Consider the following 13,902-nt stretch of genomic DNA (forward strand, 5'->3'; position numbering starts at 1 on the left):
TGAATCGATTCATGAAGAAAGCGGATCAGATGCTGATGCGCCATTCGCCGCCGGGTTCCTGATCGACACTGAGTTGCTCGACGATTGCGTCCTGCAATTGGCTGCACAGCTGCGGATCGGATAACGGCTGGTTGTTTTCATCGGTGATAAAGAACACGTCTTCCACGCGTTCGCCCAAGGTGGCGATCTTGGCATTCTGCAATGACAGATCGAACTCCAGGAAGATCTTGCCGATGCGCGCCAGCAGGCCGGGCCGGTCGGGCGCAGAGAGTTCCAGGACCGTGACCGGACGCTGGGCGTCATTGTGGATAGTGACTTGCGGCGCAAAAGCAAAGTGCTTGAGCTGGCGCGGCACCCGGCGCTTGATGATCGTCGGGTAATCGTCCGGATTGCGCAGCGCGTCGGTCAGGCCGTCACGAATCTGTTTGATCCGCTCGGGATTGTTGCCAATCGAGCCGCCATCGTTGTCGAGCACGATATAGGTGTCGAGGGTGAACTTGCTGCTGGAGGTAATGACCCGCGCATCGTGAATGTTCAGGTTCAGCTGGTCCATCGCGGCCACGGTTACCGCGAAGAAGTCATGCTGGTCGGGCGCATAGATGAAGATTTGTGTGCCGCCTTCGAACTCGCGCTGGGTGGTTTCCTTGATCAGCACCAACGGGCCGCCATCGACCGGCTGTTGCAGGATCGCATCGCTGTGCCACGCCACATCCCCGGCGGTATGCCGCAGGAAATAGTCATCGCCCAATTGCGCCCAAAGCTGCTCGACGTCGTCCGGATCAGTGCCGCTGCGCACCAGAATATCCAGCGCGGCGCTTTGTGTGCGGCGGATCTGCTCTTCGCGGTCTACCGGATTTTCCAGGCCGCGACGCAGGGCGCGCTTGGTTTCGGTGTATAGCTGGCGCAACAGGCTGGCCCGCCAGGAATTCCACAGTGTCGGGTTGGTGGCGTTGATGTCAGCCACGGTCAGCACGTACAGGTAATCCAGATGAACTTCGTCACCCACGAGCTGAGCGAAATCATGGATCACCTGCGGATCGGACAAGTCCTTGCGCTGGGCGGTGGTGGACATCACCAGGTGGTGGCTCACCAGCCAGACAATCAACCGGCTGTCCCAGCTCGGCAACTGGTGACGCACGCAGAATGCCTCGGCATCCACCGCGCCCAGCTCCGAGTGGTCGCCGCCACGGCCTTTGCCGATGTCGTGATACAAACCGGCGAGATAAATCAGTTCCGGCTTGGGCAGTTTGCCCATGATCTTGCTGGCCAGCGGGAATTTCTCGGACACCTGCGTGTATTGCAGCTTACGCAGGTGCTTGATGAGGTTCAGGGTGTGCGCATCGACGGTGTAGATGTGGAACAGGTCGTGCTGCATTTGCCCGACGATATGGCCAAACTCCGGCAAATACAGGCCCAGAATGCCGTAGCGGTTCATCCGGCGCAGATTGCGATGAATGCCGATTTCGCACTTGAACAGCTCGATGAACAGGCTGGTGTTGCGAATATCGTGGCGGAAATCATCGTTGATCAGGTGCCGATGTTCGCGTAACAGCCGGATGGTATCGGCGCGTACGCCTTTGATTTCCGGATGTTGGGCCATCAGCACGAAGATTTCGATCATGGCGAACGGTGTGCGTTTGAACACATTAGGCCGGGTCGCTTCGATGTAGCCGTCATGCAGCTGGAAGCGCGAATTGAGCGGCTGGGTCACCGCGCCTTCGTCTTCGACCAGAATCACTTCTTCGAAATGCTGGATGATCAAATCGCTCAGCTCGGCGATGCTCATGACCACGCGGTAGTACTTCTGCATGAAGCGTTCGATGGCCAGCTTCGCGTCGCTGTCCTGATAACCCAGCAGGGCGGCGATGCTGCTCTGATAGTCGAACAGCAACCGATCTTCGGAACGGCCGGCCAGCATGTGCAGGGCGTAGCGAACCTTCCAGAGAAATTCCTGGGAGGCGGCCAGCAGGTTGTTCTCGCTTTCCAGCAGGAAGCCTTCGCCGGCCAGTGCGTGCAGATTGAGGGTGCCGTATTGGCGACGGGCAACCCACAGGATGGTCTGGATATCGCGCAGACCGCCGGGACCCCCTTTTACATTGGGCTCCAGGTTGTATTCGGTGTCGTTGTACTTGTGATGCCGGTTCTTCTGCTCGGCGCGTTTGGCGAGGAAAAACTCCTTGCTCGGCCACATTTGCGTCGGGCTGGTGACTTCCAGCATGCGCTGGCGCAGACGCTCCGGTCCGGCAATGGTGCGACTTTCCATCAGGTTGGTGATCACCGTCAGGTCGGCGCGGCCTTCCTGGGCGCATTCGTCGACCGAACGCACGCTCTGACCCACTTCCAGGCCGATGTCCCACAGCAACGTCAGAAAACGCTCGATGGGCTCGCGGAAGACTTCGTGATCGGCGCTGTCCAGCAGAATCAGCAGGTCGATGTCGGAATAAGGATGCAGCTCGCCGCGCCCGTAGCCGCCAACGGCCAGCAGGGCGATGTCGGCTTCTTCGCTCCAGTCGAAGTGATCCCAGGCCTGTTGCAGGATGTTATCGACAAACCAGGCCCGATCCTCGATCAGCCGGCGGATGTCGCGGCCGGACTTGAAGCGTGCGTCGAGCACTTCCCGCGCATTGCGGATGGCTTTCTTGAAGGCCGCAATAGGGCTCGCCTTCAAGGCCAGTTCGGCCTGGAACTGGCCGCGGTCGAACAAATCGGGATCCACCTGCGGCATGGAACTGCTTTCCTTTTATCTATATCGGGCGAGCCTGGGGACCAGAACGGAGATCCGGATCAGGCTGACGTTCGGGCAATGGTGTCGTCGCTGCGCAAGGTAAAGATTTCATAGCCATCGGCGGTGACCAGAATCGTGTGTTCCCACTGCGCGGACAATTTGCGGTCCTTGGTGATCGCAGTCCAGCCATCGCCCAGCAAGCGGGTTTCAGCACGGCCCTGGTTGATCATCGGCTCGATGGTGAACGTCATGCCTTCCTTCAGTTCCATGCCATCGCCGGCCTTGCCGTAGTGCAGAACCTGAGGTTCTTCATGGAAGACCTTGCCGATGCCGTGCCCGCAATATTCGCGCACCACAGAGAAACCGCTCTTCTCGGCGTGCTTCTGGATCACTTCGCCGATATCACCCAGACGGGTGCCGGGACGCACGATTTCGATGCCCTTATACAGGCATTCCTGAGTGATTTTTGACAGGCGCTCGGCCCATTCTGGCACTTTGCCAACATGGAACATCTTGCTGGTATCGCCGTGGTAGCCATCCTTGATGACCGTCACGTCGATGTTCAGCACGTCGCCGTTCTTCAGTGGCTTGTCATTGGGGATGCCGTGGCAGACCACGTGGTTGATCGAGGTGCAGATCGATTTTGGATAGCCCTTGTAGTTCAGGGGCGCAGGAATGGCTTTCTGCTCGTTAACGATAAAGTCATGGCAGATGCGATCCAGCTCTTCGGTTGTAACGCCAGGCTTGACGTAAGCACCGATCATTTCCAGGACGTCGGCAGCCAGGCGGCCGGCGATACGCATCTTTTCGATGTCTTCAGGGGTTTTGATGGTGACTGTCATACGAACTCTCTCGGCACGGCAAGCGTGCGGCTAATACGGAAAGCGGCGATTCTATCAGACCGTCGAAGACCGGGTGATCATGGCTTCCTTATATAGGGGCGCGAAGCCACTAATAAAAGTGTGTGAGAACAAGCGCTTGATCCGGGTTTCGTTATCTGAACTTTTATGATATAAAATGCGCCGCTTTCCGGGGTATGCCCCGCAAGCCCAAACCCACACACGTGTCGACACGATGACCTGGGTGCCTTCGGCTCGAAGCCGCTGGTTGGTCATTGGGATACGTGGAGGCCTAACCCGACTTATCAAGGAACTATCATGTCCCAAGTCAATATGCGCGATATGCTGAAGGCCGGTGTGCACTTCGGTCACCAAACCCGTTACTGGAACCCGAAAATGGGTAAATACATTTTCGGCGCGCGTAACAAGATCCACATTATCAACCTTGAAAAAACCCTGCCAATGTTCAACGAAGCTCTGACTTTCGTTGAGCGCCTGGCTTCGGGCAAAAACAAGATCCTGTTCGTCGGCACCAAGCGTTCGGCTGGCAAGATCGTTGCTGAAGAAGCGGCACGTTGCGGTTCGCCGTACGTCGATCACCGCTGGTTGGGCGGCATGCTCACCAACTTCAAAACCATCCGCCAGTCGATCAAGCGTCTGCGTGAGCTTGAAATCCAGGCTGAAGACGGCACGTTCGCCAAGCTGACCAAGAAAGAGGCGCTGATGCGCACTCGCGATCTGGAAAAGCTGGACCGTAGCCTTGGTGGTATCAAGGATATGGGCGGTCTGCCAGACGCACTGTTCGTTATCGACGTTGATCACGAGCGCATCGCAATCACCGAAGCCAACAAGCTGGGCATCCCTGTTATCGGCGTAGTCGATACCAACAGCAGCCCGGAAGGCGTTGACTACATCATCCCAGGCAACGATGACGCAATCCGCGCTATCCAGCTGTACATGGGTTCGATGGCTGATGCTGTGATCCGTGGTCGTAACAATGTTGCTGGCGGCACCGACGTTTTCGTCGAAGAAGCTCCAGCTGCAGCAGTGGTTGAAGGCTGAGTAACTAACGCCTGGCGTTGACTCAGTACGCAAAAAGGGGGCTTGGCCCCCTTTTTGCCACCTCGAAAACCATGTGTCGGCGTAGTCATGGCGCTGTTGTCATGTATGGCTGTCACCCTGTGTTTTCAAGAATTTTGTACGCCCGATCCGTCGGGTGGAATGGTTTAAGACCTATCCAAGAGGATTTTGAAATGGCAGAGATTACTGCAGCGTTGGTTAAAGAACTGCGCGAGCGTACCGGTGAAGGCATGATGGATTGCAAAAAGGCCTTGACCAAGGCTGGCGGCGACATCGAAAAAGCCATTGATGACATGCGTGCTTCCGGCGCGATCAAGGCAGCCAAAAAAGCAGGCAACGTTGCTGCTGAAGGTGCTATCGCAATCAAGGACGACGGCAAGGCTGCCGTTATCATCGAAGTCAACTCGCAGACCGACTTCCTGGCTCTGCAGGACGATTTCAAGGCATTCGTTGCTGCCAGCGTCGAGAAAGCCTTCACTGACAAGCTGACTGACGTCGCTCCGTTGATCGAAGCTCAGGAAGCTGCACGTCTGGTACTGGTCGGCAAGGTTGGCGAAAACGTCAACATCCGTCGTCTGGCCCGCATCGAAGGCGACGTTGTAGGTTCTTACCTGCACGGCAACAAGATCGGCGTAGTTGTGACCCTCAAAGGCGGCACCGTCGAGCTGGCTAAAGATATCGCCATGCACGTAGCGGCAAGCAACCCTGAGTTCCTGCTGCCTTCGGAAGTTTCGGCCGAAGCGATCGAGCGCGAAAAAGGCGTCTTCCTGCAACTGAACGAAGACAAGATCAAAGGCAAGCCAGCCGAAATCGTTGAGAAAATGGTTGGCGGCCGTATCACCAAGTTCCTGGCCGAAGCCAGCCTTGTTGAGCAAGCCTTCGTCAAAACTCCGGAAGTCAAGGTCGGTGAACTGGCCAAGAAAGCCGGCGCTGAAATCGTTTCCTTCACCTACTTCAAAGTAGGCGACGGCATCGAGAAGCCAGTTGATAACTTCGCTGACGAAGTTGCTGCACAATTGGCTGCTGCCAAGCAGTAAGACGTTTTTTCAACGTCGCCCCAAAGAGGCTGCCCGCTCACGCGCGCAGCCTCTTTGGCAAAGGCAAAAAGGAAAAGGTATTTGTTTTCCTTGGAGAAGTGGCTTACAAGGCTGCATTCTTCCGACGCTGTCGCAGCGTCAAGCTAGAGTTAGCGCAGGCTTAAAGTGCCGGCACAGATTTTTTTTTCAGAAAAACGCCGCAGGAGAGATTCGCAATGGCTCAGCAGGGCAGTGGTTATCAGGCTCGCTATAAACGCATTCTACTCAAGCTTAGCGGCGAGGCCCTCATGGGCTCGGAAGAGTTCGGCATCGATCCCAAGGTTCTGGATCGAATGGCGCTGGAAGTCGGCCAGCTGGTCGGCATCGGTGTTCAGGTCGGACTGGTGATTGGCGGTGGCAATCTGTTTCGCGGTGCGGCGCTGAGTGCTGCCGGTATGGATCGTGTTACCGGCGATCACATGGGCATGCTGGCCACTGTGATGAATGCCTTGGCCATGCGCGATGCGCTGGAGCGCGCCAATATCTCGGCTATCGTGATGTCGGCGATTTCCATGGTGGGCGTGACTGACCACTACGACCGTCGCAAGGCCATGCGTCACCTGAATGCCAAGGAAGTCGTCATCTTTGCCGCCGGTACTGGCAATCCGTTTTTCACCACCGATTCGGCCGCGTGCTTGCGTGCGATCGAAATCGATGCCGACGTCGTGCTCAAAGCGACCAAGGTTGATGGTGTCTACACCGCAGACCCGTTCAAAGACCCGCATGCAGAGAAGTTCGATCATCTGACTTACGATGAAGTGCTGGATCGCAAGTTGGGCGTGATGGATCTGACGGCTATTTGCCTGTGCCGCGACCACAAGATGCCATTGCGCGTCTTTAACATGAACAAGCCCGGCGCCTTGCTGAATATCGTCCATGGCGGCGCTGAGGGAACCCTGATCGAGGAAGGCCAACAATGATCAACGAAATCAAGAAAGACGCTCAAGAGCGCATGCAGAAATCCCTGGAATCCCTGGCGCACGCGTTCAGCCGGATTCGTACCGGTCAGGCGCACCCAAGTATTCTGGGTGGTGTGATGGTGCCGTATTACGGCGCAGACACCCCGCTGAACCAGGTTGCCAATGTCACCGTCAAAGACTCGCGTACCCTGCAGGTCGTCGCTTTCGAGCGCAACATGCTCGCGGCTGTCGACAAGGCGATCCAGAGTTCCGGCCTGGGTTTCAACCCGACCAACCTGGGTGAGTTGCTGCTGATTTCCATGCCGGCCCTGACTGAAGAAACCCGCAAGGGCTTCACCAAACAGGCTCGCGAAGCAGCAGAAGACGCTCGCGTTGCCGTGCGTAACATCCGTCGTGATGCCCTGAGCCAACTCAAGGATCTGGTCAAAGAAAAAGAAATCAGCGAAGACGAAGAGCGTCGCGGTGCTGATGACGTTCAGAAACTGACCGACAAATTCGTCGCTGAAATTGAAGTCGCCGTGAAGCAGAAAGAAGCTGACCTGATGGCTGTATAAGGTTCGGGGCTTTCATGGAAAAGACAAAACTGGCCGGGCCTTCATCGGTGCCGCGTCATGTAGCGATCATCATGGATGGGAACAATCGCTGGGCCAAGAAGCGCCTGCTGCCCGGTGTCGCCGGTCATAAAGCAGGCGTCGATGCTGTTCGTGCGGTGATTGAGGTGTGTGCCGAGGCCAAGGTCGAAGTGCTCACCCTTTTTGCGTTCTCCAGTGAGAACTGGCAGCGCCCGGCAGAAGAAGTCGGCGCGCTGATGGAGCTGTTTTTTACGGCCCTGCGCCGTGAGACCCGACGTCTGAATGACAACGCCATCAGCTTGCGGATCATCGGTGATCGCTCTCGATTCCACCCTGAATTGCAGGCCGCCATGCGCGAAGCGGAATTGAGCACGGCGGGCAATGATCGGTTTGTCCTGCAGATTGCTGCCAACTACGGCGGTCAGTGGGATATCGCCCAGGCTGCCCAGCGTCTCGCCCGTGAAGTCCAGGCCGGGCATCTGCAACCTGAAGACATAACGCCGGAGTTGCTGCAAACCTGTCTGGCAACCGGCGATCTGCCTCTGCCGGACTTGTGCATCCGCACCGGTGGCGAGCACCGCATCAGTAATTTTCTGCTTTGGCAGCTGGCTTACGCCGAGCTGTACTTCTCCGACCTGTTCTGGCCGGACTTCAAACACGATGCCATGCGCGCTGCGCTGGCCGATTTCGCTTCGCGCCAACGTCGCTTCGGTAAAACGAGCGAGCAGGTAGAAGCTGGAGCCCGGGCTTAATGCTGAAACAACGGATCATCACGGCACTGATTCTGCTGCCAATTGCACTATGTGGCTTTTTCCTCCTTGAGGGCGCTGGTTTCGCGTTGTTCATCGGTCTGGTGGTGGTGCTGGGTGCCTGGGAATGGGCGCGTCTGGCGGGTTTCCCTGCCCAGTCCGCACGAATTGCCTATGCCGTGGCCGTGGCCGCCTTGTTGTTAGTGCTCTATCTGGTGCCCGGCCTTGCGCCGTGGGTATTGGTCGCAGCTGTGATCTGGTGGGCAGTGGCGACTTACCTGGTGCTGACCTATCCCGCGTCCAGTACGCATTGGGCAAGTGCCGCCTGCAAACTGACGATCGGCCTGTTGATCCTGCTGCCTGCGTGGCAGGGGCTGGTGCTGATCAAGCAGTGGCCACTGGGCAATTGGCTGATCCTTGCGGTGATGGTTCTGGTCTGGGGCGCTGACATTGGCGCGTACTTTTCCGGCAAGGCGTTCGGCAAGCGCAAGCTCGCGCCGAAAGTCAGTCCCGGCAAAAGCTGGGAAGGCGTGTATGGCGGTTTGCTTACCTGTCTGGTGATTACCGCCATCGTCGGCGTGTTTCGCGGCTGGTCGGTATCGCAGTTCGTGCTGGGACTGCTTGGGGCAGCCATCGTCGTGTTCATTTCCGTGGTGGGCGATTTGACGGAAAGCATGTTCAAGCGCCAATCCGGCATCAAGGACAGCAGTAATCTGTTGCCCGGACATGGCGGCGTCCTTGATCGCATCGACAGCCTGACCGCTGCCATTCCTGTTTTCGCGGCGCTGCTGTGGGCTGCTGAGTGGGGCGTTCTGTGAGTGGTCCGCAACTGATTACCGTGCTTGGGGCGACCGGATCGGTCGGCCTGAGCACCCTCGACGTCATCGCACGGCACCCTGATCGTTATCAGGTGTTCGCGCTCACCGGCTTCAGTCGCACGAGCGAATTGCTGGCGTTGTGCTTACGGCATACGCCGCGCTTTGCCGTGTTGCCGACGCAGGACATCGCTCGCAAGCTGCAGGATGATCTGGCGGCTGCTGGCCTGGACACTCGCGTGTTGGTCGGCGAGCGTGGTCTCTGCGAAGTGGCAGCGCATCCGCAGGTCGATACCGTGCTGGCGGCGATTGTCGGCGCGGCGGGGCTGCGGCCGACGCTGGCGGCTGTCGAGGCAGGCAAGAAAGTCCTGCTGGCCAACAAGGAAGCGCTGGTGATGTCCGGTGCGCTGTTCATGCAGGCTGTGCGCCACAGCGGCGCGGTGCTGCTGCCCATCGACAGCGAACACAATGCGATCTTCCAGTGTCTGCCGGTGGATTACGCTCGTGGCCTTGGGCCGGTAGGCGTGCGGCGCATTCTGCTGACAGCTTCGGGCGGCCCGTTTCGCGAAACGCCACTGGCCGAGTTGCACGATGTTTCCCCAGAGCAGGCGTGCGCTCATCCGAATTGGTCGATGGGGCGTAAAATCTCCGTAGACTCGGCAAGCATGATGAACAAGGGTCTGGAATTGATCGAGGCGTGCTGGCTGTTTGATGCGCGTCCTGAACAGATCGAAGTGGTCATTCATCCGCAGAGCGTGATTCATTCGATGGTGGATTACGTCGATGGCTCGGTGATCGCCCAGCTGGGCAATCCTGACATGCGCACGCCAATCGCCCACGCCCTGGCGTGGCCAGGAAGAATCGACTCCGGCGTCGCGCCTCTGGACTTGTTCAGTATCGCGCGGCTGGATTTCCAGGCGCCGGACGAAAATCGCTTCCCTTGCCTGCGTCTGGCTCGACAGGCGGCGGAGGCCGGCGACAGCGCTCCGGCAATGCTCAACGCTGCCAACGAGGTCGCGGTAGCCGCATTTCTTGATCGGCGCATCCGCTATCCGGAGATCGCGAGTATGATCGATGAGGTTTTGAATCTTGAGCCGGTTATTGCGCTCGAAGATCTGGCCGCAGTATTTGAGGTTGACTCCAAAGCGCGCGTTCTGGCCGAGCAATGGCTCAGCCGCAACGAGCGATAACAGCACACGCAAGAAAGAAAGCCCGGGCTCAGGCGACGGCAACCGAAAATGCCCGCTGAGTCTGTGACTGGAGAAGATTGATGAGCGCGCTCTATATGATTGTTGGCACCCTGGTTGCGCTGGGCGTGCTGGTGACCTTTCACGAATTTGGCCACTTTTGGGTGGCTCGGCGTTGTGGCGTCAAGGTTTTACGTTTCTCCGTAGGTTTCGGGATGCCGCTGGTCAAGTGGCACGACCGCAAGGGCACCGAATATGTGATTGCGGCGATTCCCCTGGGTGGTTACGTGAAGATGCTCGACGAGCGCGAAGGCGATGTCCCGCCTGAGCTTGCCGATCAATCCTTCAACCGCAAGACGGTTTATCAGCGTATCGCCATCGTCATCGCCGGTCCGGTTGCCAATTTCCTGCTGGCCATTGTGTTTTTCTGGGCGTTGGCAATGTTGGGCAGCCAGCAGGTGCGGCCGATTATCGGTGCGGTCGAGCCCGGCAGCATCGCGCAAAAAGCCGGGCTGACTGCCGGTCAGGAAATTGTTGATGTAGATGGCGAGCCCACCAACGGCTGGTCAGCGGTCAATCTGCAACTGGTGCGTCGCCTGGGTGAGAGCGGCACCATTGCCCTCAAGGTGCGCGAGCAGGGGTCGACCATCGACTTGCCGCATCAGCTGGCGCTGGATAACTGGCTCAAAGGCGCTGACGAGCCTGATCCGATCAAATCCCTGGGGATTCGCCCATGGCGTCCGGCGCTGCCGCCGGTATTGGCCGAACTGGATCCGAAAGGCCCGGCGCAGGCCGCAGGTCTCAAGACCGGTGATCGGCTGCTGGCACTGGATGGTCAGCCGCTGACCGAGTGGCAGCAGGTTGTGGATCGGGTCCGCGAACGTCCCGACGCGAAGATTTCCCTGCGCGTCGAGCGTGATGGCACGCAAATGGATGTCCCGCTGACCCTGGCCACGCGTGGCGAAGGCAAGGCCGCTGCCGGTTACCTGGGTGCCGGAGTCAAGGGTATCGACTGGCCACCGGAGATGTTGCGCGAAGTCAGTTACGGTCCGTTGGCCGCTGTGGGCGAGGGCGCGAAGCGTACCTGGACCATGAGTGTGCTGACCCTCGATTCCCTCAAGAAAATGTTGTTCGGCGAGCTATCTGTAAAAAACTTGAGTGGACCGATAACCATTGCTAAAGTGGCGGGCGCTTCGGCCCAGTCGGGCATCGGTGATTTCCTGAATTTCCTCGCTTATCTGAGCATTAGCCTGGGTGTTCTCAATTTGCTGCCTATTCCCGTGTTAGACGGGGGGCATTTGTTGTTTTATCTGATCGAGTGGGCGCGTGGTCGCCCCCTTTCGGAAAAGGTTCAGGGTTGGGGGGTTCAGATCGGTATAAGTCTGGTAGTGGGTGTTATGTTGCTCGCGCTGGTCAACGATCTGGGTCGACTGTAAAGCTTCATTGAGTTGCGAATCTGCCGCATTTTGCGGCAGTTTGTTTATTGCCAGTTGGAATAAGAAAGGACTTCATGAAACGTCTGCTGCTAACTGCGGTTCTTGCCGCACTGATGATCGCCGAAGTTCACGCTGAGTCCTTCACCATCTCCGATATCCGTGTCAATGGCCTGCAGCGGGTTTCCGCTGGCAGTGTATTTGGTGCGCTGCCGCTGAACGTTGGCGAGCAAGCGGATGATGGTCGTCTGGTCGATGCCACTCGCGCGCTGTTCAAGACTGGGTTCTTTCAGGACATCCAGGTGGGCCGTGACGGGAATGTGCTGGTTATCAGTGTCGTCGAGCGCCCGTCTGTGGCGAGCATCGAGATCGAAGGCAACAAGGCCATCTCTACCGAAGACCTGATGAAAGGTCTCAAGCAGTCAGGTCTGGCTGAAGGTGAGATCTTCCAGCGCGCAACCCTTGAGGGTGTGCGTAACGAGCTGCAACGTCAGTACGTTGCCCAAGGTCGTTACTCCGCTGAGGTGGCTACCGAAGTCGTTCCTCAGCCGCGCAACCGCGTTGGCTTGAAGATCAACATCAATGAAGGCACCGTCGCTGCTATCCAGCACATCAACGTGGTGGGTAACACGGTGTTCCCTGATGAAGACCTGATTGGTCTTTTCGAGCTCAAGACCACCAACTGGCTTTCCTTCTTCAAGAACGACGACAAGTACGCCCGTGAGAAACTCTCCGGCGACCTCGAACGTCTGCGTTCCTACTACCTTGATCGCGGCTATATCAATATGGATATCGCTTCGACCCAGGTATCGATCACGCCTGACAAGAAGAACGTGTACATCACGGTCAACGTCAACGAAGGCCAGAAATACAGCGTCAAGTCGGTCAAGCTGAGCGGCGACCTCAAGGTGCCGGAAGATCAGGTCAAATCCCTGCTGCTGGTCAAGCCGGGCCAGGTCTTCTCCCGCAAGGTCATGACCACCACCTCCGAACTGATCACCCGTCGTCTGGGTAACGAGGGTTACACCTTCGCCAACGTCAACGGCGTACCAACGCCGCACGACGAAGACCACACGGTTGATATCACCTTCGTGGTGGATCCGGGCAAACGTGCCTACGTGAACCGCATCAACTTCCGTGGCAACACCAAGTCTGCGGACGAAGTGCTGCGTCGCGAAATGCGTCAGATGGAAGGTGGCTGGGCTTCGACCTACCTGATCGACCAGTCGAAAACCCGTCTTGATCGCCTGGGCTTCTTTAAAGAAGTGAACGTTGAAACCCCGCCTGTGCCGGGTACCGACGATCAGGTGGACGTCAACTACGCCGTTGAAGAGCAAGCCTCCGGTTCGATCACCGCCAGCGTCGGTTTCGCCCAGAGCGCCGGTCTGATCCTCGGTGGTTCGATCAGCCAGAACAACTTCCTCGGTACCGGTAACAAGGTCAGCATCGGCCTGACCCGCAGCGAATACCAGAGCCGCTACAACTTCAGCTATGTCGATCCGTACTGGACTGCTGATGGCGTGAGCCTGGGTTACAACGCGTTCTATCGCACGACCGACTACAAAGACCTCGATGTCGACGTGGCAAGCTATGCGGTAGACAGCCTGGGTGCTGGCATCAGCATGGGCTACCCGATCAACGAGACCTCGCGTCTGACCTTCGGCCTTACCGTTCAGCAGGATGAAATCAAGACCGGTACTTACACCGTTGATGAAATCTACGATTTCGTGAATCAGGAAGGCGACAAATACCTGAACTTCAAGGCGTCTGCCGGCTGGTCCGAATCCACCTTGAACAAAGGTGTACTGGCAACTCGCGGTCATTCGCAAAGCCTGGTGCTGGAAACCACCTTGCCGGGCAGCGACCTGTCGTTCTTCAAGCTTGATTACCGCGCGCAGTATTTCCACCCGATCACCGACAACTACACCCTGCGTCTGCACACCGAGCTGGGTTATGGCGACGGTTATGGTTCGACCTCCGGTCTGCCGTTCTACGAGAACTACTATGCCGGTGGCTTCAACTCGGTACGTGGTTTCAAGGACAGCACCCTCGGTCCACGCAGTACGCCGAGTCGTGGTGCTGACGTGACCGGTAACAAAGGTACGCTGGCTGACCCGGATCAGGATCCACTGCCGTTCGGTGGTAACGTATTGGTCCAGGGTGGCGTAGAGGTCATGTTCCCTCTGCCATTCATCAAGGATCAACGTTCCCTGCGTACTTCGCTGTTCTGGGACGTGGGTAACGTATTCGACAGCAATTGCGGCTCGTCGAAACGGACCACCACTGACAAGAAAGTCGAGTGCAATAACGTCGACCTTTCCGGTCTGGCAAGCTCCGTCGGTGTAGGCGTCACGTGGATCACTGCGCTTGGCCCGTTGAGCTTCGCCTTGGCGATGCCGATCAAGAAGCCGGACGACAACACCGAAACTCAAGTATTCCAGTTCTCCCTTGGTCAGACCTTCTAAGGGTCTGGTCTTAGCTAATGACAACGAATTCCGTAGGAGTA

The 13,902-nt window shown here is 57.6% G+C and carries 11 protein-coding genes; 9 read left to right on the forward strand and 2 right to left on the reverse strand.

Features of this window, described 5'->3' with window-relative positions; translation table 11 throughout:
* Positions 1-25 precede the first annotated feature (25 nt).
* Both AABC73_RS07105 and map read right to left on the reverse strand, forming a co-directional pair.
* On the reverse strand, positions 26-2,725 hold the full coding sequence (locus AABC73_RS07105) for a [protein-PII] uridylyltransferase (protein ID WP_341523013.1): 2,700 nt from the start codon (positions 2,723-2,725) through the stop codon (positions 26-28).
* Between the two features lie 59 nt (positions 2,726-2,784).
* Positions 2,785-3,567 carry a type I methionyl aminopeptidase gene (gene map / locus AABC73_RS07110; RefSeq protein ID WP_065834803.1) on the reverse strand — a complete coding sequence of 261 codons (783 nt, stop codon included), beginning with the start codon at positions 3,565-3,567 and terminating at the stop codon, positions 2,785-2,787.
* Between the two features lie 315 nt (positions 3,568-3,882).
* Here map and rpsB point away from each other — a divergent pair, with 315 nt between their 5' ends.
* The 9 genes from rpsB to bamA all read left to right on the forward strand — a co-directional run bounded on the left by rpsB (position 3,883) and on the right by bamA (position 13,861).
* Entirely contained in the window at positions 3,883-4,626 is a 744-nt protein-coding gene (gene rpsB, locus AABC73_RS07115; protein WP_020289482.1) for a 30S ribosomal protein S2, read from the forward strand.
* A gap of 191 nt (positions 4,627-4,817) precedes the next feature.
* A complete protein-coding gene (gene tsf / locus AABC73_RS07120; protein WP_341523014.1) occupies positions 4,818-5,681 on the forward strand; it encodes a translation elongation factor Ts in 864 nt (287 codons plus the stop codon).
* Positions 5,682-5,896: 215 nt separating this feature from the next.
* Positions 5,897-6,640 carry a UMP kinase gene (gene pyrH, locus AABC73_RS07125; protein WP_003172271.1) on the forward strand — a complete coding sequence of 248 codons (744 nt, stop codon included), beginning with the start codon at positions 5,897-5,899 and terminating at the stop codon, positions 6,638-6,640.
* Positions 6,637-7,194, forward strand: coding sequence for a ribosome recycling factor (gene frr / locus AABC73_RS07130; protein ID WP_065834805.1), 558 nt, complete (start codon positions 6,637-6,639; stop codon positions 7,192-7,194). The genes pyrH and frr overlap by 4 nt, the downstream gene beginning before the upstream one ends.
* Positions 7,195-7,208: 14 nt before the next feature.
* The gene (uppS, locus tag AABC73_RS07135) at positions 7,209-7,964 is read left to right on the forward strand and encodes a polyprenyl diphosphate synthase (protein ID WP_065834806.1); all 756 of its coding nucleotides are present in this window, start codon (positions 7,209-7,211) and stop codon (positions 7,962-7,964) included.
* Positions 7,964-8,779, forward strand: coding sequence for a phosphatidate cytidylyltransferase (locus AABC73_RS07140; protein ID WP_341523015.1), 816 nt, complete (start codon positions 7,964-7,966; stop codon positions 8,777-8,779). Before uppS ends, AABC73_RS07140 begins: the two co-directional genes overlap by 1 nt.
* Entirely contained in the window at positions 8,776-9,966 is a 1,191-nt protein-coding gene (ispC, locus tag AABC73_RS07145; protein WP_341523016.1) for a 1-deoxy-D-xylulose-5-phosphate reductoisomerase, read from the forward strand. The genes AABC73_RS07140 and ispC overlap by 4 nt, the downstream gene beginning before the upstream one ends.
* 80 nt (positions 9,967-10,046) lie before the next feature.
* Complete coding sequence (gene rseP, locus AABC73_RS07150; protein ID WP_341523017.1) at positions 10,047-11,399, forward strand: sigma E protease regulator RseP; 1,353 nt, start codon at positions 10,047-10,049, stop codon at positions 11,397-11,399.
* A gap of 74 nt (positions 11,400-11,473) precedes the next feature.
* On the forward strand, positions 11,474-13,861 hold the full coding sequence (bamA, locus tag AABC73_RS07155; protein WP_341523018.1) for an outer membrane protein assembly factor BamA: 2,388 nt from the start codon (positions 11,474-11,476) through the stop codon (positions 13,859-13,861).
* Positions 13,862-13,902: the final 41 nt, after the last annotated feature.

The sequence above is a fragment of the Pseudomonas sp. G.S.17 genome (assembly GCF_038096165.1).
Classification (GTDB): Bacteria; Pseudomonadota; Gammaproteobacteria; order Pseudomonadales; family Pseudomonadaceae; genus Aquipseudomonas.